This window comes from Oceanicoccus sagamiensis (assembly GCF_002117105.1).
GTDB lineage: Bacteria > Pseudomonadota > Gammaproteobacteria > Pseudomonadales > Dasaniaceae > Oceanicoccus > Oceanicoccus sagamiensis.
The window spans coordinates 2,708,318-2,730,139 of sequence record NZ_CP019343.1; the positions used below are offsets into that span (position 1 = coordinate 2,708,318).

General features: G+C 48.8%; 25 protein-coding genes. 8 read left to right on the top strand and 17 right to left on the bottom strand.

Annotated features, from left to right (window positions below; all coding sequences use genetic code 11):
* Positions 1-10 precede the first annotated feature (10 nt).
* Together BST96_RS12400 and BST96_RS12405 are read left to right on the top strand one after the other, a co-directional pair.
* The gene (locus BST96_RS12400) at positions 11-385 is read left to right on the top strand and encodes a hypothetical protein (protein ID WP_085759012.1); all 375 of its coding nucleotides are present in this window, start codon (positions 11-13) and stop codon (positions 383-385) included.
* 15 nt (positions 386-400) lie between these two features.
* On the top strand, positions 401-877 hold the full coding sequence (locus tag BST96_RS12405; RefSeq protein ID WP_157117942.1) for an LEA/WHy family protein: 477 nt from the start codon (positions 401-403) through the stop codon (positions 875-877).
* Here BST96_RS12405 and waaC read toward each other — a convergent pair whose 3' ends face one another.
* The 16 genes from waaC to BST96_RS12485 form a co-directional block, all read right to left on the bottom strand.
* Positions 878-1,927 carry a lipopolysaccharide heptosyltransferase I gene (gene waaC / locus BST96_RS12410; RefSeq protein ID WP_085759014.1) on the bottom strand — a complete coding sequence of 350 codons (1,050 nt, stop codon included), beginning with the start codon at positions 1,925-1,927 and terminating at the stop codon, positions 878-880.
* A gap of 69 nt (positions 1,928-1,996) precedes the next feature.
* On the bottom strand, positions 1,997-2,620 hold the full coding sequence (locus tag BST96_RS12415) for a 2OG-Fe(II) oxygenase (RefSeq protein ID WP_085759015.1): 624 nt from the start codon (positions 2,618-2,620) through the stop codon (positions 1,997-1,999).
* A gap of 431 nt (positions 2,621-3,051) precedes the next feature.
* Positions 3,052-4,308 carry a cytochrome P450 gene (locus BST96_RS12420; RefSeq protein WP_157117943.1) on the bottom strand — a complete coding sequence of 419 codons (1,257 nt, stop codon included), beginning with the start codon at positions 4,306-4,308 and terminating at the stop codon, positions 3,052-3,054.
* 202 nt (positions 4,309-4,510) lie between these two features.
* On the bottom strand, positions 4,511-5,089 hold the full coding sequence (locus tag BST96_RS21040) for a PEP-CTERM sorting domain-containing protein (protein ID WP_085759017.1): 579 nt from the start codon (positions 5,087-5,089) through the stop codon (positions 4,511-4,513).
* A 186-nt stretch (positions 5,090-5,275) separates the two neighbouring features.
* Positions 5,276-5,800: a ribosome biogenesis factor YjgA gene (gene yjgA / locus BST96_RS12430; RefSeq protein ID WP_085759018.1), complete on the bottom strand. Its 525-nt coding sequence runs from the start codon at positions 5,798-5,800 to the stop codon at positions 5,276-5,278.
* Positions 5,801-5,810: 10 nt separating this feature from the next.
* Positions 5,811-7,169, bottom strand: coding sequence for a magnesium transporter (mgtE, locus tag BST96_RS12435; protein ID WP_085759019.1), 1,359 nt, complete (start codon positions 7,167-7,169; stop codon positions 5,811-5,813).
* 115 nt (positions 7,170-7,284) lie between these two features.
* The gene (locus BST96_RS12440; RefSeq protein WP_085759020.1) at positions 7,285-7,554 is read right to left on the bottom strand and encodes an HPr family phosphocarrier protein; all 270 of its coding nucleotides are present in this window, start codon (positions 7,552-7,554) and stop codon (positions 7,285-7,287) included.
* Positions 7,555-7,576: 22 nt separating this feature from the next.
* Positions 7,577-8,446: an RNase adapter RapZ gene (gene rapZ, locus BST96_RS12445; RefSeq protein WP_085759021.1), complete on the bottom strand. Its 870-nt coding sequence runs from the start codon at positions 8,444-8,446 to the stop codon at positions 7,577-7,579.
* A gap of 81 nt (positions 8,447-8,527) precedes the next feature.
* Positions 8,528-8,977, bottom strand: coding sequence for a PTS IIA-like nitrogen regulatory protein PtsN (gene ptsN, locus BST96_RS12450; RefSeq protein WP_085759022.1), 450 nt, complete (start codon positions 8,975-8,977; stop codon positions 8,528-8,530).
* Positions 8,978-9,041: 64 nt separating this feature from the next.
* Positions 9,042-9,350: a ribosome hibernation-promoting factor, HPF/YfiA family gene (gene hpf, locus BST96_RS12455; RefSeq protein ID WP_085759023.1), complete on the bottom strand. Its 309-nt coding sequence runs from the start codon at positions 9,348-9,350 to the stop codon at positions 9,042-9,044.
* A 120-nt stretch (positions 9,351-9,470) separates the two neighbouring features.
* The gene (locus BST96_RS12460; RefSeq protein WP_085759024.1) at positions 9,471-10,985 is read right to left on the bottom strand and encodes an RNA polymerase factor sigma-54; all 1,515 of its coding nucleotides are present in this window, start codon (positions 10,983-10,985) and stop codon (positions 9,471-9,473) included.
* Positions 10,986-11,200: 215 nt separating this feature from the next.
* On the bottom strand, positions 11,201-11,926 hold the full coding sequence (gene lptB, locus BST96_RS12465; RefSeq protein ID WP_085759025.1) for an LPS export ABC transporter ATP-binding protein: 726 nt from the start codon (positions 11,924-11,926) through the stop codon (positions 11,201-11,203).
* Positions 11,927-11,934: 8 nt separating this feature from the next.
* Positions 11,935-12,516, bottom strand: a complete 582-nt coding sequence (gene lptA, locus BST96_RS12470) for a lipopolysaccharide transport periplasmic protein LptA (RefSeq protein WP_085759026.1) — start codon at positions 12,514-12,516, stop codon at positions 11,935-11,937.
* Positions 12,482-13,072, bottom strand: coding sequence for an LPS export ABC transporter periplasmic protein LptC (gene lptC / locus BST96_RS12475; RefSeq protein WP_085759027.1), 591 nt, complete (start codon positions 13,070-13,072; stop codon positions 12,482-12,484). The genes lptA and lptC overlap by 35 nt, the downstream gene beginning before the upstream one ends.
* A gap of 26 nt (positions 13,073-13,098) precedes the next feature.
* Positions 13,099-14,079, bottom strand: a complete 981-nt coding sequence (locus tag BST96_RS12480) for a KpsF/GutQ family sugar-phosphate isomerase (RefSeq protein ID WP_085759028.1) — start codon at positions 14,077-14,079, stop codon at positions 13,099-13,101.
* Between the two features lie 54 nt (positions 14,080-14,133).
* Positions 14,134-15,150 carry a calcium/sodium antiporter gene (locus tag BST96_RS12485; RefSeq protein ID WP_085759029.1) on the bottom strand — a complete coding sequence of 339 codons (1,017 nt, stop codon included), beginning with the start codon at positions 15,148-15,150 and terminating at the stop codon, positions 14,134-14,136.
* A gap of 208 nt (positions 15,151-15,358) precedes the next feature.
* Here BST96_RS12485 and BST96_RS12490 point away from each other — a divergent pair, with 208 nt between their 5' ends.
* The 5 genes from BST96_RS12490 (at position 15,359) to hisD (ending at position 19,734) form a co-directional block, all read left to right on the top strand.
* Entirely contained in the window at positions 15,359-16,084 is a 726-nt protein-coding gene (locus tag BST96_RS12490) for an MlaC/ttg2D family ABC transporter substrate-binding protein (protein ID WP_085759030.1), read from the top strand.
* A 164-nt stretch (positions 16,085-16,248) separates the two neighbouring features.
* Entirely contained in the window at positions 16,249-16,488 is a 240-nt protein-coding gene (locus BST96_RS12495) for a BolA family protein (protein ID WP_085759031.1), read from the top strand.
* Between the two features lie 9 nt (positions 16,489-16,497).
* Entirely contained in the window at positions 16,498-17,760 is a 1,263-nt protein-coding gene (gene murA, locus BST96_RS12500) for a UDP-N-acetylglucosamine 1-carboxyvinyltransferase (RefSeq protein ID WP_085759032.1), read from the top strand.
* Between the two features lie 33 nt (positions 17,761-17,793).
* Positions 17,794-18,429: an ATP phosphoribosyltransferase gene (gene hisG, locus BST96_RS12505; protein WP_085759033.1), complete on the top strand. Its 636-nt coding sequence runs from the start codon at positions 17,794-17,796 to the stop codon at positions 18,427-18,429.
* Complete coding sequence (gene hisD, locus BST96_RS12510; protein WP_085759034.1) at positions 18,430-19,734, top strand: histidinol dehydrogenase; 1,305 nt, start codon at positions 18,430-18,432, stop codon at positions 19,732-19,734.
* Between the two features lie 89 nt (positions 19,735-19,823).
* Here the strand turns inward: hisD and BST96_RS12515 are convergent, their stop codons facing one another.
* The gene (locus BST96_RS12515) at positions 19,824-20,969 is read right to left on the bottom strand and encodes a trypsin-like peptidase domain-containing protein (protein WP_085760527.1); all 1,146 of its coding nucleotides are present in this window, start codon (positions 20,967-20,969) and stop codon (positions 19,824-19,826) included.
* 83 nt (positions 20,970-21,052) lie between these two features.
* Between BST96_RS12515 and BST96_RS12520 the strand changes: the two genes are divergently transcribed.
* Positions 21,053-21,814 carry a Nif3-like dinuclear metal center hexameric protein gene (locus tag BST96_RS12520; protein WP_085759035.1) on the top strand — a complete coding sequence of 254 codons (762 nt, stop codon included), beginning with the start codon at positions 21,053-21,055 and terminating at the stop codon, positions 21,812-21,814.
* Positions 21,815-21,822: the final 8 nt, after the last annotated feature.

Sequence of the window (21,822 nt, forward strand, 5' to 3'; positions counted from 1 at the left end):
GGAGTGTTTTATGAATAAAGGTATAACCATAATCGCGATAATCGGCCTGCTATTATCCAGCCAGCTCTTTGCCCAAGACCCTAATGAGATGGTAGAGCGTTTGGAAAAAGCTCAGGCCTGTATGAATGAAGTTGACCGCACGGAATTTAAACGTATTGAGAGTGCACTTAATGCCTTGCAAACCGAGCTGAAACAACTATGCGATCAGGGTAAGCCTGATCAGGCGCAGAAAAAAGCTCAGGCTTTTGCGCAAGAGTTAAAAGGTTCTATGGTGATTGAACAAGTCAAAGAGTGCGCAGAAATTCTGGAGGATATGATGCCAGAGATGGCTGTGCTCAATATGCCTGAGGATTTTGGCGATATTGATATTTGCGGACAGCAATAGATGGGAGCCCAAGCTATGTTTAAGTCGATCAGACAAGGCCTGTTGTTATTACTGGTATTGATCAGCAGCGGTTGCACACTACTGTCTCCTTCTTTTGAAGACCCGGTAGTGACGGTGTCATCTTTTCGCGTTGTCCCCTCTGACAGTATTAGCCCCAAGTTTGAAATTGGTTTACATATTGTTAACCCCAATAATGTTGCGCTGGAGCTTGAAGGGGTTGCCTATACCGCCAGCATAGAAGGCAGTCAGGTCTTGGCGGGGGCGAGTAATACGCTACCGGTGATTCCTGCCTACGGTGAAGGTGATGTTGTGCTCAATGCCAGTGCCGACTTATTCGGAAGTTTTAGGGTGATCACCCAATTAATGAATAAGAAAACTCGGGGTTTAAATTACGAGTTGGAGGTAAAGCTGGATATTGGTACTTTAATGCCGGCGATTAGAATTGAAAAACAAGGACAGATTGATCTTGGTGGTAAACAGCGGGCCCAGTGATTAACAGCGCTTAGCCATCAGTTCGGTCAATGACTGCCAAACCTGTTCGGGTAAAAAAGAGTCCATACAATCAGACATCTCACTGTCGGCGCCATCCTTGGTGCAACGTCTGCCATAGCAGGGGGCACAGCTAAAAGCTTCACTACTGGCAATAATATGCTGTTGGTTTAAACCGGTAGCGCCAATTAACTGGTCGCTGGTGGGGCCGTAGAAACTGACCGAAGGTAAACCTAACATCCCCGCTAAGTGGCAAAGCCCGGTATCACAGGTGACGACACCGGCAGCCTTATTCATAATGCCGCCAACATGGGATAGGGATAATTTTGGCAGTGCGGTGGCATTGCTATGTTGCTGTGCCAGCCGCTGCGCTCTGGCTAGTTCTTCATCATTGCCGCAGGGTAGTAGTACTTTATAACCGGCTTCTGCCGCCTGCTTAATCAGCGCATGCCAATGGGGCTCGGGCCAAAGCTTGGTGGTCCAGCTGGCATTGTGAACAAAAAATAGAAAACGTTCGGGCAGTTCAATATCCGGTAATTGCAGCAGGCTGCGGTCAATACCGTAATCCGGAGCAGTTTGTGGTAAATCGTAGCCAATTGCTTCAGAAAATAACAGCCGTTGCCTGGCGATGGCATGTTGATCCTTGTCGGCATCATGGGGGTAGCGGTAGGCCCATGATGCAGGCGCTTCACTAATGCTTTGCTTGCTGAGGCCGTGAATTTTCCCGCGGCGCAAACCAGAAATAACAGCGCTTTTAATATTGTTTTGCGCATCTAAAATCACATCATAATCAGAATGATTGAGTTGACGATAGAATTTGCTGAGTTGTCCACCAAAAATAGATTGCCCAAGTTGTTTCTTCCAGCGCCGGTGAGCACTGCATATGATTTGATTAACGGCGGGATGCCAGCTGGGGACTTCGGCAAAGGCCTCATCTACCACCCAGTCAAATTGAATGCCGGGAATGGCATGGGTGGCATCGGTAAGGGCGGGCAGGGCGTGCATTAAATCGCCCATGGATGTTAGCTTGATTAATAAAACCCGTTTGCTCATTGACCATTGATACCGTTATAAAAAAGGGGACTGAAAGTCCCCTGTAGATGCGCGCAGTATAACCTGATCTTAGCCCTTACTGAATAACTTCTTCAGCTTGGCGGTAAAGCCATGACGGTTATGGTGTTTTTTAACGGCGGCATCATCGGCCACAAAGTTGATTTGGATCGAGCGACGGCTGCCTTCAAAGGGCGGGTAGCCATGCCAGCAGTTATCGGTGACCCGAAAGGCGAACATGGTGCCGGCATTGGGCACGACTTCGGCGTGCATATCCTCCATATCGTTGCTATTTAACACTCTAAGCTTGCCAGTCTCAGCGGTCCAGTCCTCATTAAAATAGATCAGGATGGTGGCAATTTTGGAGACCGAGTCGGTATGGACGCGGCCGTCTTTGGCTCGAGATATCCCCCTTAGGGTAACGATCATCGGCAAGGTGTTAAGGTCCAGTCCCAACTTATCGGTGATTTGCTGGCGAAACTCTGGTCCGTTGAGCTCTTCAATCAGGGCGGTAAAGTTCGGGCCTGATTCCAGATCATCCAGGGTATAGCTGCCGCCGCCGGTAATGGCTGGAAAATCGTGCATCACCTGCGCCACTTTGTCGCTGTTCAGGGATTGCTCAAGGACGAAAAAGGGGTAGGGCTGTGCGTTGACTTCGGTATTTTTAAGGGCTTCTATATTAAGTAGCTCTGCCATAGTGGGGTCTCTGCTGATGCGCGGGCTAAAAGCAGATTATTCACTTGTTGGCGGGAGGGTGCAAGGTGAGTCGCGAATTTAATCAGCCGTGACACTCTCGGCGTCACGCCTGCACTGTCTTTCAAAGAACCCGTAGGGTGGATTATAATCCACCGGTTATGGCGGTTTCTGGCTGGGCTTGGTGGATTATAATCCACCCTACAAGGCTTGAATGACTGCGAGAACTTGAAGAGTGAGCCCTCAAGATCCGGCACCGCCATACCTATAGCCATCTGGGATATTTATCTCAGGCAGCAATGCGCAAAGGCGGGAATCCAGACTGGATGGTGCAGTTATTTCCACTGCAACAGAAATTTACAGTACTGGATTCCCGCTTTCGCAGGAATGACATGGCAGTGTTGTGGCGGGGCCGATGGTCAGGTCGCCGGTATTTATCGCTCGATAATGATATTCAGGTTTTCTATGCCGCGTAATAAAATGCTGGGCATATATTCCACATCCTGAGGCTCAGTGACCATTTTAAAGTTGCTGCTGTTATCAAACAGTTTTTCCCAGGCAATAATCATTTCCAGCTTGGATAAATGCTGGCCAATACAGACGTGGGAACCAAAACCGAAAGCGATATGACGCTTGGCATTGCTGCGCTTAACATCAAATTCCAGTGGCTCTTCAAACATGCTCTCATCATGGTTTGAAGAGAAGTACTTCAGCAGTACCATACTGTTAGCCGGGATGGTGACGCCACCAATGGTGTAATCGGATTTGGTCACACGCCACATATTGGAGGTGGGCGAAGCAACTCGAAGTGATTCTTCAACCAGAGCAGGGATCAGTGAGCGGTCTTCACGGATCATTTGCTGCTGTTCAGGGTTTAAGCATAACTGACGCATACCTTCAGCCAGTGTTGCCGTGGTGGTTTCATTACCGGCCACCATAAACTGGGTACAGTGAGAAAGCTGCTCTTCAATGGTCAGTGGGCGACCTTCGTAAGTGGCGTGGGCCACCAGGTTAATCAGGTCATCACGGGGGTTGTTGCGGCGCTCTTCAAGGGCGTTGGCAAACCAGTCGTATTCGTCTTTTAAACCATCTAAAGCGGCTAACAAGGTAGGCTTGTCGGCAACCTGTGATAGAACGGTGACATTATCAACGGTCCATTTAAAAGCCAGGTCGCGCATTTCTAATGGCATACCCAATACATGCATAATCACAGAGAGTGGCAGTGGGCGGGTAAAGCCTTCTACAAACTCAAAGCTCTCGCCATAGGGAAGGCCAGCAACCAGTTTATCGGCTAACTCTTCTATCCAGGGGCGGTATTGGGCAACATTTTTGGCCAGGAAAAAGCTTTTTAGTTCATCGCGGTAAGTGTTATGAACAGGGTCATCAACGGTGAGTAGCGTACCTTTACCCAGATCGTAGGTACGGCTCATAGCTTCTACAACATCATCATCCAGCTTTTCATCAGAACCTAAAGCCAGTGCAAAGTCGTTTGAGAACACTTCAGGAGCTTTGTGCGCCTCACGCACCAGATCGTAAGTGGCTACAATCCAAACGCCGGAAGTCGGGTCTTGAAAGACAGGGGCGTCTTCACGCAGGGTCTTATCGAAGTGGTACGGACACTTTAGGGTGTCGTTGTCGAACAGGGGCATATCCGCCAGAGCTCGATTGTCTTTCATGGTTGGTGCAGTCACGATGGGTCTCCATTTTTTGTATTGTCGGAGTAAATTCTTAAGAATAAAAACAGTCAGACGTGACTGTAATTTAAAATTGGCTCGGCTTCAAGTCAATTAAGGCGTGATTTTTTGGCTAAAAGGGCATTTTTAAGTCTTTATTTAGCGGATATAAAAAAGCCCCGATCAAGATCGAGGCTTTTAAAGAGGTGGGCTTGGTCGCTTAGCCTTTTCTTCTTGCTGCACCTAATCCAAGAAGGCCAAGGCCTAGTAGCGCTATTGAGCCGGGTTCTGGCACAGGGGTTGAGTTAGGATCAACGCCGGTAGTGTCAATAAGCTCATAGTGGCTGATGACAGTAAATGTTTGGCTGGATAAATCAATTGGCGAACAGCTATTAGTGTCACAGCCAGTCAAGTTAGCCAGATCTACTACCAAAAACTCTAGAGAAGCTTCATTTTTGTAAACGTAGTGGTCATCAGCACCGTTTAATTGGCCTTGGCCAAATTTTAGTGAGAAGAAGGCTGGGGCATCGTCTTCTTTCTTAACAACCCAGGTCGTTGAGTCTTCAACTTGTTGCCAACCCGTGTTGTTATCTACTTTTACAAAGGAAGTGGGATCAAAAGCCAGACCATTATTGGTCAATACGGCTTCAAATTCATTTTGTTCTGCAGTTTCACCATTGGCAGAGAAGCTGCCGAGGAATGTATCTACACTGCCTACTTCAGACATTAAATAGGCATTTGCCTGCATGCTAAGGGCCATTATTGTGCCGACTAAGGCTATTTTTATCATTGTTTTCATTGTTTTCTACCGTTCCATATCTTTAGTTGTTGTCCTGAGATATGAAAATGCAAAATACGTTCCATTAATTAAATAGCTATAGAAAACAGAGGTTTATTAATTTTCAGATTTATCGTCTTATTGAAAATGTAAACTTTTCCGACGTGGCTGGGAGGGCCAACAACAAGCATAGGAAGCTAATAAGGATTACAGGCCGCTTAATTCTCTTAAATAACGGAATAGCTTCCTGCTAGCAGCAGGTGGCTTTTTATTCTTTAGCTCTTTATTGGCTTGCATGACTATTTGGCGTAAATGCTGACGGTCAGCATCGGGAAAACGCTCCATCACTTCCTCAATCGATTTGTGTCCGCTGGCAATTAAGTGGTCACGCCACTTTTCCAGTTCATGAAACTCTCTGGCTTCTTCCTTGCGGCCATCCTGCAATTTTTGATAGGCGGTGGCCATCGCTTCAGTATCCACTTTACGCATCAACTTGCCGATATATTGCATTTGTCGGCGCAGGCCTTCACGGTGCTTAATTCTACGGGCGGTATGAATGGCTTCTGCCAGGGTTTCATCTTCAATGGGGATGGTGTCCAACTGTCCTTTGCTGAGCTTAACAATAGCCTCGCCCAGTGCCTGTAGCTCCAGCATATCCCGCTTCATTTCTGAGCGGCTTACATAGATGATTTCTTCTTCATCGTTGTCATCAAAGTTATCTTGGTCGTTCATGGTGTACTCATTACATATAGAAAAAAGTGGCCAGGCCGAGGAAGGACATAAAGCCAACCACATCGGTGACGGTGGTCAGTACCACGCCGCCGGCCAGCGCGGGGTCGATATTTAAGCGGCGCAGGGCGATGGGGATAACCGCACCTGCCAGCCCTGCGGTGACTAAGTTGATGACCATAGCGCCGGCGATAATCATACCGATCAAGGTATCATCAAACCAGAGTGTGACGGCGACAGCGACAATCATGGACCAGCACAGGCCGTTAATAATCCCCACCAGAAATTCTTTGTTAATCAGCCAGCCACTGTTATTGCTACCGACCTGGCCCAGCGCCATACCGCGGATAACCACTGTGAGAGTCTGGGTACCGGCAATGCCGCCCATACTGGCGACAATCGGCATTAAGATAGCCAGAGCAACGACTTTATCGATAGTGCCTTCAAACATATTGATCACGGAGGAGGCTAAAAAGGCAGTCAGCAGATTGATTCCTAGCCACATGGCTCGGCGGGGGGCGGTCTGCAAGACGGGTGCAAAGGTATCTTCATCTTCATCCAGACCGGCGAGACTCATTAGCGAGTGGTCCGCATCTTCACGGATAACATCTACCACATCATCGATGGTGATACGGCCAATCAGTTTACCTTGCTCATCAATAACCGGGGCAGATACCCAGTCGTTGCGCTCAAACAGTGTGGCGACTTCGCCGTCATCCATGCTGGCGGGTATCGCATCAACATCGGTGACCATAATTTCGCGAACGGTAATATTGGGGTCTGAGACCAGCACTTTTCTCAAGGGTAATTGGCCGATATATTCATCGCGGCGATTGACCACGATTAAATTATCGGTCATTTCAGGCAGTTCTTCGTGGCGGCGTAAATAACGCAACACCACTTCCAGAGGTGTCTTTGCCCGCACCGTTATGGCGTCGGTATTCATCATCCCGCCCGCGGTATCCTCAGGGTAAGACAAGACATGCTCAACCCGTTGCCGGTCCTGCTTATCCATCAGTTGCAGAACTTCCCGAATAACCCTGTCAGGCAGTTGCTGCAAAATATCGGCCACATCGTCGGCCTCAAGACCTTCGGTAATGGTCAGCAGTTCTTCGCTATCCATATTGCGCAGAAATTGGCTTTCAATTTCATCGTTGAGATAGGGCAGGATTTCACCTTCGCGCTCAATATCGATTAAGCGCCAAATCACGGCACGGGTTTTAGGCGGAGATGATTCAATCACATGGGCCACATCCGGTGCGGGCAGGCTATTGAGCATGCGTCGCACCTGGATAAAGGCACCACTTTCCAGCGCTTGGTTGAGCTGGTCGAGGTGGTCCAGGCTATGAATAGTATCTGCTGTTGCTGGCATTGTTGCTCCGCCGAGGATAGAAACGCTATTGGCAGTTTAGGTGAACGGCGTCAATTATCCAGAAAAGCAGGGAAATCAACAAGATAACACAGTGAATTAGTACGGAGTGGGCGGCTTATTCGCCTTCGTCAAAGCGATTATTAATCAGGGTGGAGATAGCATCCAGCGCTTTCTGCTCATCGTTGCCATCAAATTCCAGATCAAGCTCGGTGCCTTTGCTGGCCGCTAGCATCATCACTGACATAATACTTTTGCCATCGACCATCTTGCCATCTTTGCCGGCTTTAATATCGCAGCCAAAGGCTGAGGCGGTGGTGACAAACTTGGAGGCGGCTCTGGCATGCAGCCCCAGTTTATTAATAATAGTGATGGTTGTTTTTATCATAGTGTTAGAGTGAATACTGTCGCTATTTAGCGGTTAAACGGTCCAATTCGCGGTGGCGGATTTGAACGTTGTTATAGTGTTGCTCAAAATGCCGGCCCAGTCGTTCAGCCATATATACTGAGCGATGTTGACCGCCGGTGCAACCAATGCCCACGGTAATATAGCTGCGGTTATTATGTTCAAATAGCGGCAGCCATTTGATCAGGTAATCTTTAATATCGCTATACATCTCATTAACATCGTCTTCTTTATTCAGAAAATCTATCACCGGTTGGTTTTGCCCGGTCAGGGCGCGCAGTGAAGGGTCCCAGTGTGGGTTGGGCAGAATACGAATGTCGTAAACAATATCGGCATCGACGGGAACGCCCTGTTTAAAACCGAAGGACTGGAACAGGATGGAAATACCGTCACTGTCTTTTTCTACTAGCCGGGATTTAATCAGTGTACGCAGTTCATGCAGACTCATGCTGCTGGTATCGATGGTCAGGGTGGCGATATCGGCGATGGGTTCCAGTAGCTTGCGCTCGTTAATAATCGCCTCGGTCAATGCCGTATGTTTATTGCTTAAAGGATGACGGCGGCGAGTTTCACTAAAGCGAACAATCAGTTTTTCGCTATCGGCATCTAAAAATAAGATGTCGATATCAAGGTCGTCGGGCTTGTTATAAACCAGGTCCACCAGATTAGATAAATCCTGGCTGGCATTGCGGGCGTCAACACAGATGGCGACTTTGTTGTGTTCCTGAGCGCTACTACTTTGCAGGTGGCCTACCGTTTGCGGGATTAACGCCACGGGCAGGTTGTCGATGCAGTAATAACCTTCATCTTCTAATAGGTTGAGGGCGGTACTTTTACCGGAGCCGGAGCGTCCGCTGATAATCACTAGCTTCATTGGCCAAACCTTGGCTGTTGATAGAATTGGTTTTACTGTTTATACGTGCTGGCCTGCGTTGTTGATCAGATTCATTGAGGCTTAATGAGCAATGGCCAGTTGGTAAAGGCCTTCATTGCTGTTAGCTGTGCGCAGTTGCTGGCAAAAAGACGCGTCGCTAAACAGCTCTGCCAGTGTGGCTAAGACATTAAGATGCTCGTCATGTGCCTGTTCAGGCACCAGCAGCACAAACAGTAAATCAACCGGTTGACCATCAATGGCATCAAAATCCACCGCGTCATCCAGCTTAATCAGGGTGCCGATAATTTGCTGGCATTGGGTTATCCGGCAATGGGGGATGGCAATGCCATTGCCCAGACCGGTACTGCCGAGTTTTTCTCGGGCCACTAAATTATCAAATAATTGATTGGGGTTAAAGTCGGACAAGTCCTGGCAGATAAATTGCGAAATATTTTCTAATACACGTTTCTTACTGCTGCCCGGTGCACCGCAAAGGGTGCGGCCGGGACTTAGGATACTATCGAGTTTCATGGTTTACAGTGATTTACCCTTATTCTTCTTAGCTTAATACTAAAGAGTCAGGACTGTGTCAGCATTAGCGAGACGCAGCCCCTTGCTTGCGGTTGGTATTTTTTTCTTTGTGTTTAATCAACTGCCGGTCGAGCTTGTCGGTCATTTGATCAATGGCGGCATACATATCTTCTGACTCGCAGGCAGCAAATAAATCGGCACCGGCAACATGCACTGAGGCCTCTGCCTTTTGGATCAATTTTTCTACGGTGAGCGTGACATCGGTTTTGGTGATGTTGTCAAAATGACGCTGAAGCTTGGAGAGTTTGGTGTTGACGTATTCGCGGAGTGCGGGGGTGACTTCTACGTGGTGTCCACTAACATTAATTTGCATAAGCTGCTCCTTTCAGTTGTGGTATTTAAGTTACTCTTTGAGGTTCAATCTGTCGAGTGTAAAAATCAATTTGGCAGCAGATTTTTATGGGATTGGCCGCAAATGTTACAAACCATGGATTCAGACTAGCCGTTTTCGCTCATTCGATGGGGGAATCATCAGCGACTCGCGGTACTTGGCGATGGTGCGTCTGGCGACCTTAATCCCCTGATCACCCAGCTCGACAGTAATTTTGCTATCGCTTAAGGGCTTTTTGGGGTTTTCTGCGGCAATCAGTTTCTTGATCAGGGCGCGGATAGCGGTGGATGAGCACTCGCCACCGGAGTCTGTGCTCACATGGCTGGAGAAGAAGTACTTCAGCTCAAAGATACCCCTGGGGGTATGCATATACTTCTGTGTGGTTACTCGGGATATGGTGGACTCATGCATTTCAACCGCTTCGGCAATATCGTGTAAAACCAGGGGTTTCATGGCCTCTTCGCCGTACTCCAAAAAGCCGCGTTGGTGTTCTACGATTTTGGTGGCTACTTTCATCAGCGTTTCATTACGGCTTTGCAGGCTTTTCAAAAACCAGCGGGCTTCTTGCAGGTTGTCCCGCAAAAAGGTGTTGTCATCGCTATTGTCGGCGCGTTTGACCAGCGAGGCGTAGTCGCTGTTAATACGTAATTTGGGGGAGATATCGGGGTTAAGCTCCACCGTCCAGCGGCCTTTGATCTTTTTCACATAGACATCCGGGACGATGTATTCCGTGGTGTCTGGAGAAATCATCTCCCCTGGATTAGGGTTCAGGCTTTGAATCAGGCTAAGCACTTCCCGCAGGTCTGGCTCTTTTAGCTTGCTGCGGCGCATCAGCTGGGCGTAATCACGGTTACCCAGCAGCGATAGGTGGCGGTCAATCACGTTCTTGGCTTCTTTGAGCCAGGGGGTATCAGCGGATAGCTGATTCAGTTGAATCATCAGGCACTCTTGCAAATCCATGGCAGCAACACCCGGAGGGTCAAACTGCTGAATGCCGTGCAGTACCGCGACGATCTCATCAAGCTCGATATCGGGGTTATCTTTGTTAAAGCTGGTATGCAGTTGTTCTGGCGATTGGGTCAGGCGGCCATTGGCGTCTACGGCATCGATAATGGCCATGCCAATACTGCGGTCCACATCGGACATACGGGTCAGGTTAAGCTGCCATAACAGATGATCTTGCAGGGACTCGGTAATACTGTTGCGGGAATCAAAATCAAAGTCTTCGCTGGATGAAGCCTGGGATGAGCTGGGGGTGGCGGCCGGTGCGCTGGATTGGTAAACGTCGTCCCACTGGGTATCGACTGGCAGGTCTTCTGGAATATTGTCCTGCCAATCGCTATCAGCGGCAGGCCCTTCCACTTCGGCAGTTTCAGTCTTCTTCTCGGTATTGTCGCTAAAATCGACTTCTTCGGTTTTGACCTGTTCCTGGTCACTATCGCTTTTTCGTTCGGTATCTTGTTCTTCATTGACGTCAAGCATTGGGTTACTTTCCAGTGCTTGCTGGATCTCTTGTTGCAGGTCGAGCGTAGAGAGTTGCAGTAATTTAATCGCCTGTTGTAGCTGAGGCGTCATCGTCAGTTGTTGACCGATTTTAAGCTGTAGCGATTGTTTCATAGGCTATCGTATTACCCATACTGCATATCTCTTGCCACGAATATAGCGCTTGTTGGTACAGCGGTGCCGCTTCGAGATATGGGTTACTTAGTGTCTTACGTGATTGAAAAATAACAAATATTTAGAAATATTACTTGTTAAACTTAAGGATAGTGTAGCGGTGGTTTTTGCTACTAGCAATACTTATACCGATTTTGCGAAAAACTCCCATTTTTTTACAATACAAATTGGTGTCCAAGGTAAATATCCCGCACCTTTTTGTTATTTAACACCGTTTCGGCATCGCCTTCAGAGATAATATGGCCTTCCCCTACAATATAGGCCTTCTCACAGATATCCAGCGTCTCACGGACATTGTGGTCAGTAATCAATACGCCAATCCCCAAGGTTTTCAGGTGAGTGATAATTTGTTTGATATCGCCAACAGAGATGGGGTCTACCCCGGCAAAGGGTTCATCCAGCAGGATAAAGGAGGGCTCAGTGGCCAGTGCGCGGGCAATCTCTACCCGGCGCCGTTCGCCCCCCGATAGCGCCATACCGAGGCTGTCGCGGATATGGGTGATATGAAACTCCTGTAGCAGGCTCTCCAGTTTATCGCTGCGCTGCTGTTTGCTGAGTTCGCTGCGCGTCTCCAGAATGGCACTGATATTGTCAGCCACCGTCAGTTTGCGAAATATCGAGGCTTCCTGAGGTAAATAGCCTATACCCTCACGGGCCCTGCCATGCATGGATAGGCCGGTCAGGTCGTTACCATTGAGCTGAATATTGCCTTTATCGGCTGTGACGATGCCGACAATCATATAAAAACAGGTGGTTTTACCGGCACCGTTAGGCCCCAGCAAACCGACAATCTGGCCGCTGTGGACTTCCAGTGAAACGTCTTTGACCACTTGGCGACCTTTATAGGCTTTGGCCAGGTTGTTGGCTGTCAGTACAGACATGGTCTTCCTTATGGTTGCTTTGAATTGTTATTCTCAGTCGTGGGGCTGGCTTCGGTGTCGCTACTGGTTTCAGGGATCAGTACCATCTGCACACGGCTGGACTCATCTTTTCCGCCCTGTGCCTTAACTTGCTCCGAGGCGATATTATATTCGATTTTCTGGCCGGTGACGGTAGTGCCATTTTGCTCAATGGATGCATTATCGCTCAAAATCACCGTGTCCTGTTTTAAACGATAATCCAGTTTATTGGCATCGGCCTTAATGGGGGCTTTGGCGGGGTCAGACTGTTGTTCAAAGTGGGCTGGCTTGCCCAGGGCGACAATCGATATCACTTTTCTGTTTTTGCTGCGGACGACGATATGGTCGCCAGAAATTTTTAGTGAGCCCTGAGTCATCAGTACATTGCCAAAATACTCGGTGATTTCACCGTCTGTGTTGGTCTTCTGGCTGGCTCGGTCAGACTGGATATTGATCGGCAGTTTACTGTCTTCAGGCAGAGCCATTGACGTTTGATGTAACAAAGCCAGCACAAGTGTAGCCAGGGTGTAGCTTAATCTATGGCGCATTTTCGGGTACCGCTGTAGGTTCATATTGTCCCCTGACCTGATCGAGTAGGGCGATATTTTTGCTCGTTAAGTTGGCCTTCATGCCGATGGCTCTGGTAAAGCCGTTATTGTTACGCAGGGTAACCGGTTTGTCAGTATTAGCCAGCTTGGCATTGGGGTAAATAAAAAGCTGGGGTGTTTTTAACGACGATTGTTTGTTCTCGTTAATAATTTCTACACGTTGTTCCAGATCCACTTTATTGCCGCCGTCATACACAGTGCCGGTTAGTGCGTGAATTTCCCAGGTTGCCTGGCCCGCTTGAAAAACCTGAAAATAAGGCATTTTTAAACTAACAGTATCGGCTTTGGGGTTATGTTCGAGTGTCTCGCTATTCATAATAAAATCTAAGAGCCCCGCCTCGTCATACTGCCGTGTATGGCTATTAGTCAGGTAAAAGTCTGGCCGTTGTTTGGCTTTGCTGGTGCTGGTAAATGTGGGGGGAGTGCCCGTCTCGGAATACGCCAATAAAAACACCAGCAACACCAGCCCCGCGATGGCTGCGATAAGAGTATTGATATTTCTGGTGCTAAATAGTTTCATCAGTTTTCAGTTTTCAGTTTTCAGTTTTAAGCAACACCGGCGTTGAGTAAGTCGTGCAGGTGGACTGCGCCAATAGGCTGCTTGTCCTCATCAATAACCGCGAGCACGCTGATCTTACCATTATCCATAATTGCCAGCGCTTCGGCGGCTAACATATTGGCGCTGGCGGTTTTACAGTCGGTGGTCATTACGTCGTTGATGGTGGTGTTGTGAATATCAATATTCTGGTCCAGTGTGCGGCGCAAATCACCATCAGTAAAAATACCCAGCAGGATATTGTCTGTGCCGACAATAGTGGTCATGCCCAGGCCTTTGCTGGTGACTTCAAGCAGGGCATCACTCAGTTTGGTGCCGCTATTGACCTTGGGTATTAACTGGCCGGTGTGCATGACATCAGACACTTTTAACAACAGCCTGCGCCCCAGTGCGCCGCCGGGGTGAGAGAAGGCAAAATCTTCGGCGCTAAAGCCTTTTGCTTCCAGCAGCGCGATAGCCAGCGCATCACCCATCACCAGCGAGGCGGTGGTGCTGGAGGTTGGGGCCAGGTCCAGCGGGCAGGCTTCTTCGCTGACTTTAACATTGAGATCCACATCCGCGGATGTTGACAGGGTGGATTGTGCATTGCCGGTCATGCTAATCAGCGGTGTGCCCATTCTTTTTAGCAGTGGCAGCAGGGTCAGTACCTCGGCGGTATTTCCAGAGTTTGATAGCGCGAGAACCACATCGTCAGGGGTGATCATACCCATATCACCGTGGCTGGCTTCACCGGGGTGTACAAACATGGCCGGTGTGCCAGTACTGGCCAGTGTGGCTGCTATTTTGGTGCCAATATGGCCCGACTTGCCCATGCCGGTGACCACGACGCGGCCTTTGCAGGCCAGCATTAATTCGCAGGCCTGGTCAAAACGGTGGTCGATCCGGTCGATGAGTTCGTTGACGGCATCTCTTTCCATGGTAATGGTGCGCAGGGCAGACTTTCTGAATAGAGATGAGGAAGGTTCAGTCATAACTCAATAATGCTCTTTTGGTTGATAGCGCAAGGGCTGTGATTATTAAGGGTGTCATAAGGGTGCGGCGACCGGAAACAGTAAATAATAATAAGCGAAATAACACAACAACAATAAGGCTCCATCGCCGCGGCCAATCGTCGCTACATGTTTTGCGCTGAGTGCTGGTTCAGCTAAAGTCTGCGCCTGCCTATTATAGCGCCATTGGCGCAGCCACATTAAGACTGCCAGTAGCACCGTTAGTGCCGTCATAAAGATATAATCACGGTTAAACACCGCGGTTTCAAGTGTGTCCGGCGCAATCAGCGCTGGCATAGCCATAACCGCCAGCAGGTTAAATAGATTGGAACCAACCACATTGCCAATGGCGATATCATGGTGGCCTTTAAGGGCGCTGGCAGCGCTGGCGGCCAGTTCGGGTAAGCTGGTACCAATCGCGACTACCGTTAAGCCAATAATCAATTCACTGACACCGAAAGCCAGGGCAATTTCTCTGGCGCCCCAGACCAGTAACCTTGAACTCAGCACTAATAGCACCAGCCCCAGAAAGAATAGCCACCAGGCCTTGCTCTGGGTTAATTCAGGAATATGTTCAACATCGGCTTCATGCTCGGCATCGGGTTGATGGGATTTACTATTAACCAGATAGTAGAAAATACCCGCCAGTATCAGTAAAAAGGCCACGCCGTCCATCAGTCCCAGATGGTGGTCATAGAGAAAAAAGATGGCAGCAAAGGTGGCGCCCAGAAGCAGGGGGATTTCTCGCCTAAGCAGTGTTTTGGAGATGGGGATTGGAGAGATTAATGCGGTAACCCCCAGCACCAGGCCAATATTAGCCAGATTAGAGCCCAGTGCATTGCCTACTGCCAGACCTCCGGCGTTATCCATGGCCGCATTAATGGCCACAATAATCTCAGGTGCGGATGTACCCAGAGCCACAATTGTCAGACCGATCATAATCGGTGCCATGCCCAGATTACGGGCGATACCGGCGGCGCCAGCGACAAAGCGGTCGGCGCTCCAGATTAAGCCAATAAAGCCGATGATAATGGCGGAGAGAGTAAGAAGCATAAGTCGGGGCTTATCGGCTGGTTTATGGGTGGCAGCATTATATAGAGCTTGAGCAGAAAGGGTATTGTTTCTAGCCGCTGCGATGAACTTAAATCAGCGCTAAGGCTCTGATAAAAGGCATCATTTGGCCAGCAGGCCTTTTACCAGCGAGCATTTTTAGTTACATTATCGGCATAATTAAATGTCAGGGTAGTCGGGAACGGATTTTATGAAGGTATTACAGACAGTGGCATCGATTGCTGCTTATTCCACCAGGGTTTTATTGCTGTCGCTGATGGTGAGTTTGTCGGCCGCTACAGCGATGGCTCAGTCAGTGCCCGCCGCGGCTCAACAGGCGCCCAGTGCCAATGATGTGGTGCAGGCGACGACAGATCGGGTGATGAAAATTATCACTGACGCTCAGGTCTATTACGAGACTGACCCCAACCGTTTTTATCTGGAGATTGAAGCGGTACTGGCTGATGTTGTTGACTTCAATAGTTTTGCCCGCGGCGTTATGGGCCCTTATGCCAGTAAAAAGCAGTATATGGCGCTGAAAACACCAGAGGAAAAAAACGCCTTTAAGGGCCGTATGAAGCGTTTTGCCGATACTTTCAAAGATGGCCTGGTACAAACCTATGCCAAGGGCTTGCTGGCGTTTAACGGCAATCGAATTGAAGTGCTGCCACCCGCAGAGGGCGCGGCTACAGAGGGCAGTGTCACCGTTATCCAGCATATTTATGGTGAGAGTGAAAAGCCCTATGTCGTGCAGTATAAAATGCGTAAAAACCGTTCGGGTGAGTGGAAGTTGCGCAATGTAACGATTGAGGCCATTAATTTAGGCAAGGTTTACCAGAGCCAATTTAGTTCTGCGGCAAAGCAATACAATGGCGATATTGATGCTGTTATCGATAATTGGTCAGTTGACCCTACCTCTAAGGATGCTGATGCTTAAGTCAATTGCGCTTCACAGAGCAATGACGACTCGCTATTAGCCCCCGTTTTCCGTACAATCGCCGCCTTTTCCGAGTTACCGAGCCTGCTTGTCGCAATCCCTCGGTAGCTCAATAAATAGTCTGCTAATCTGTCAATAGTCTTATCCGGGCTGTGGAGTTAAATATGGAACCCGAAAACGTCAAACAACTGCTGCAAGCACATCTCGACGATTGCGATATTGAGGTGGCAGGCGATGGCCGTCATTTTGATATTACGGTGGTAGGTGATGTTTTTGAGGGCCTGAATGCGGTCAAAAAACAGCAGCTGGTTTATGCTGCGCTAAATCCACAGATTGCTGACGGCAGCATTCACGCCGTTAATATGAAGACGTTTACCCGCGCCGAATGGCAGCAAAATAACTAGGTCCTTTTAATGGATAAATTACTGATTAGTGGTGGCTCAACGCTCAATGGCGAGATTCGGATTTCCGGCTCGAAAAATTCAGCGCTTCCCATTTTAGCGGCAACACTGCTGTGTGATGAAATCGTCACCATTCGCAATCTGCCCCACCTGCATGACATTACTACCATGATTGCGCTATTGCGCTGCATGGGGGTGGATGTGGTTATTGATGAAATGCTGGGTATTGAAGTTAATGCCAATACCATTGAAGACTTAACCGCACCTTATGAGTTGGTTAAAACCATGCGCGCCTCGATTTTAGTGTTAGGACCAATGCTGGCGCATTTTGGTGAGGCCAATGTTTCCTTCCCCGGTGGTTGTGCCATTGGTAGTCGTCCGGTGGATTTGCACTTGCGAGGCCTGGAGGCACTGGGTGCCAAAGTGGATGTTGATGAGGGGTATATTCGGGCCAAGGTTGATGGTCGCTTAAAGGGCGCTCATATCTTGATGGATACGGTTACCGTTGGCGGTACCGAAAATATTATGATGGCTGCGGCATTGGCCGAAGGTACCACCGTGATTGAAAATGCCGCTCGCGAACCGGAAGTGGTTGATTTGGCCGAGTGTCTTAACGCTATGGGTGCCAAGGTGAGTGGTCACGGCACACCTACTATCACCATTGAGGGCGTTGAACGCTTACATGGCTGTGAATACTCGGTGATGCCTGACAGAATTGAAACCGGTACCTATTTGGTGGCAGCAGCAGCGACTGGTGGGCGGGTTAAATTAAAAGATACCCGCTCCGATATTTTAGAAGCAGTATTGGTTAAATTAGAAGAAGCTGGTGCCAAAATTACCTCTGGCGAAGATTGGATAGAGTTAGATATGGAAGGGCGCAGGCCGCAAGCGGTTAATATCAAAACCGCCCCTTATCCTGCTTTCCCCACGGATATGCAGGCGCAATTTACCGCCATGAATGCAATCTCGGAAGGGACGAGCCGAGTGACAGAAACGGTATTTGAAAACCGCTTAAACCAGACCCAGGAAATGAATCGCATGGGCGCCAAGATTTCTATCGAAGGCAATACCGCGATTATACAGGGCACTGATAAATTGCAATCGGCTCCGGTAATGGCCTCCGATCTTAGGGCTTCGGCCAGTTTGGTGATTGCGGGATTAATTGCAGAGGGTGATACGGTGATTGATCGTATCTACCATATCGATCGCGGCTATGAATGTATCGAAGAGAAACTACAGCTACTGGGCGCCAATATTCGCCGCTTGGCGAAGTAGTTAAAGCACTTAATAGATAGAAAGAAAAGCACTATGGACCAACAAGTTATTATCGCCCTAACCAAAGGTCGTATTCTCAAAGAGACGCTACCGTTATTGGCGGCGGCCGGTATTGAGCCGATTGAAGATATTAGTAAAAGTCGCAAGTTGATTTTTGATACCAATCAAGCGGATATCCGTCTTTTGGTGATCCGTGGCTCGGATGTGCCGACCTATGTACAGCATGGCGCTGCTGATATGGGCGTGTCCGGCAAAGATATGTTGTTAGAAGCCGGTGGTGCTGATTTATATGAGTCTCTGGATTTAAATATTTCAAAATGCCGGTTAATGACAGCCGGGCTGGTTGGTAAAGCATTGCCCCAGGGCCGAGTGCGTATCGCTACTAAATTTACCAATGTCGCCAAGCGTTATTGTGCAGAAAAAGGCATCCAGGCAGATATTATTAAATTATATGGTGCCATGGAGTTGGCGCCGTTAATGGATTTGGCGGATATGATTGTTGATATCGTGGATACCGGCAATACCCTAAAAGCTAATGGTATGGAACCACAGGATTTAATTGCCGATATTAGTTCGCGTCTGGTGGTTAATCGTGCCGCGATGAAGCGCAAACATCAGCGTATTTCGCAAATTATTGAACAGCTGCGCGCAGCGGTAGAGGCGGCTTAAATGTCTGGCTCCATCACTCGATTGCATGCCAATCAAGCGGATTTTGAACAGCGCTTAAGCCAGTTGTTGGCTTGGGATGCGGTGTCTGATGAGTCTGTTGTCGGCGTGGTTGATGAAGTGATTGCTGCTGTGAAAGAACGTGGTGATCAAGCGCTGTTAGACTATACCAATCGCTTTGATCGTACGAATGCCAATGCCATGACTGAACTGGTTATGGATAAAGTGCAAATAGCACAATCCCTGTCGATGATCTCGGCAGAAGAGCGGGCGGCACTGGAAACAGCGGCCCATCGAATTCGCTCCTACCATGAACACCAAAAGCAAGATTCCTGGTCCTATACCGAAGCGGATGGCACCGTGCTGGGGCAGCAAATTACGGCGCTGGAAAAAGTGGGTGTCTATGTCCCCGGCGGTAAAGCAGCTTATCCATCCACGGTATTGATGGATGTGATTCCCGCTAAAGTGGCGGGTGTTGAACAAATTGTTATGACCAGCCCGACACCCGATGGCGAAATTAATCATATTGTATTGGCCGCAGCGGCGATTGCCGGTGTAGACCAGGTTATAACTGTTGGCGGTGCGCAGGCGATTGCCGCTTTGGCTTATGGTACTGATACGATTCCACAGGTGGATAAAATTGTTGGGCCGGGCAATATTTTTGTGGCAACGGCCAAGCGTCAGGTCTTTGGCCAGGTTGGTTTGGATATGATTGCCGGGCCTTCAGAAATTTTAGTGATCTGCGATGGGCAAACCGACCCTGACTGGATTGCCATGGATTTATTTTCACAGGCCGAGCACGATGAAGATGCTCAGTCTATTTTGGTTTGTCCCGATGCCGACTTTATCGATCAGGTTGAAGCCAGTATCAAAAAATTACTGCCAACGCTGGAACGGGAAGCGATTGCTTCAGCCTCTCTGTATAACCGCGGTGCTTTAATTCAAGTGGAAGATATGGCGCAGGCGATTGCCGTGTGTAACCGTATTGCACCGGAGCACTTGGAATTATCCGTTGAAGATCCAGAGGCACTGTTACCGCAGATTAAACATGCAGGCGCTATCTTTATGGGGCGCTACACCTCGGAAGCATTGGGCGACTATTGTGCTGGCCCCAACCATGTTTTACCGACCTCGGGTACGGTGCGTTTTTCATCGCCGTTGGGTGTATATGATTTTCAAAAGCGCAGTTCAATTATTCACTGCTCGGAGGAAGGAGCCTCTGAGTTGGGTAAGGTCGCTTCTGTGTTGGCTCGGGGCGAATCGTTAACAGCTCACGCCCGTTCTGCGGAATACCGTATTAAAAAATAACCTTATCCGTAGGGTGGATTATAATCCACTACATCCTGCCTCCTGATCGTTCAAAATGGGTGGATTATAATCCACCCTACGGGGCGGTTTTATTCTCTGGAGTTTGGTCGGCTGCCCACTACGGCATTCACATTCATGGTTTGACCTTCCCTGACAATTTCAATAGCGACTTCTTCGCCGGGGCGGGTGGCGGCAATAAGATTCATTCCCGCATGGCCATCACCTACCGGTTGGCCGTTAATACTGGTAATAATATCGCCCCCCATTAAACCGCTGTCGTCAGCTGGTCCGTCGCGATAAGTGCCGGTGATAATAACGCCATTGTTAAAGGGCAAGTTATACGATTCTGCAATCGTGCCGGGTACTGCCTGCACCTCAATACCCAGCCAGCCCCTGATTACTTTTCCATACTGGATAAGGTCGGACATAATTCTTAAGGCCAGATCAGAAGGCGTGGCCAGGCCAATGCCCTGTGAGCCACCGGAATTACTTTGAATGGCCGTATTAATCCCGAGCAAATGGCCCTGAGCATCAACTAATGCGCCACCTGAATTACCGGGGTTAATCGCAGCATCGGTTTGAATAAAATTTTCATAGGTGGTCAGCCTTAAACCATAGCGGCCCGTGGCGCTGATAATGCCCTGGGTCACGGTGTGGCCAAACCCATAGGGGTTGCCAATAGCCAGTACCACATCGCCGACCATGGCCTGTGACGGATCGCCGATGGTAATAGTTTCGAGATTGTTTAAGCTGATTTTCAATACCGCTAAATCGGTTTCCGGGTCGGTACCTATCACCGAGGCCAGTGCTTCGCGGCCATCTTGCAGCAGCACTAAAATTTCATCGGCATCTTTAATCACATGATTGTTCGTTAGAATATAGCCATTAGGATTAATAATAATGCCGGAGCCCAAACTGCGTTCTACCCGTTCTTTCTGCCGGATATTATTTTTCTGTAAAAAGTAACGGAAAAAAGGGTCTCTGTATTTAGGGGGTAGCTCCTGAGTGACTCTCTTGCTGGTATAAATATTTACCACGGCAGGGGCTGCTTGCTTTACCGCTTGTGAATAAGAATAGGGGCCTTGTGAGCCAGGTGGGGCTGTAATTTGCTGGCTTTGGCCGCTGCCCGGATGATTGTTTAGCCCTAACAGGTTGGGGAAGTGGTCCAAAATAATTATAGCGGCTAATAAACCGCATACTACCGGCCAGCGCAAAAATTGGAGCAGCTCTTTCATCGTTTGGTTAAACCACGCTTGAGATTTACTATTGATGCTGTAGCCTACCATGAGTTTTGTTTGAGTACTAAGAGTGAGTCGCTATGCCGGTTAGTTTAAAAGAGCTTTTAAGCTGTACAAATACGTTATTAAAGCCTGAGGTTTTTAATGATTACTGCCCCAATGGTTTACAGGTACAAGGCAGCGATACGATCCAGACATTGGTTGCCGGTGTTACCGCCAGTCAGGCGTTGATTGATCGGGCTATAGCCGCCAACGCCGATGCGTTATTGGTTCATCATGGTTTTTTCTGGAAAGGGGAAGACCCTTGTGTGGTCGGTATCAAATATCGGCGTCTCCAGGCGCTGCTGGATCATAATATTAATTTAATCGCCTACCATTTGCCCCTCGATGCTCATCCGGTGATGGGTAACAATGCCCAGTTGGCCAATCTACTGGGTTTAACGGTTACCGGCGGTTTGGAGCCCCATAACCCAAACTCGGTCGGCAATGTCGGGCGTTTAGCCGCGGCTATGCCCGCCGCCGATTTTTGTCAGCAAGTGGCCAAAGCGCTGGGCCGTGAACCTTTATTAATCCAGAGTGGTGATCACCCTATTGAGACTATCGGCTGGTGTACTGGCGCTGCTCAGGGTTATATCGATCAGGCGGCTATGCAGGGGGTGGATGCTTATCTTTCCGGCGAGGTGTCTGAACCTACGGTACATAGTGCCCGAGAATTGGGTGTGCACTATATCGCTGCCGGGCATCATGCAACAGAGCGTTACGGTGTGCAGGCGGTGGGGGAATATTTAGCGGCGGAGTTTAAACTGGATTACCAATTTATTGATATTGATAATCCGGTTTAGTGAGGGCA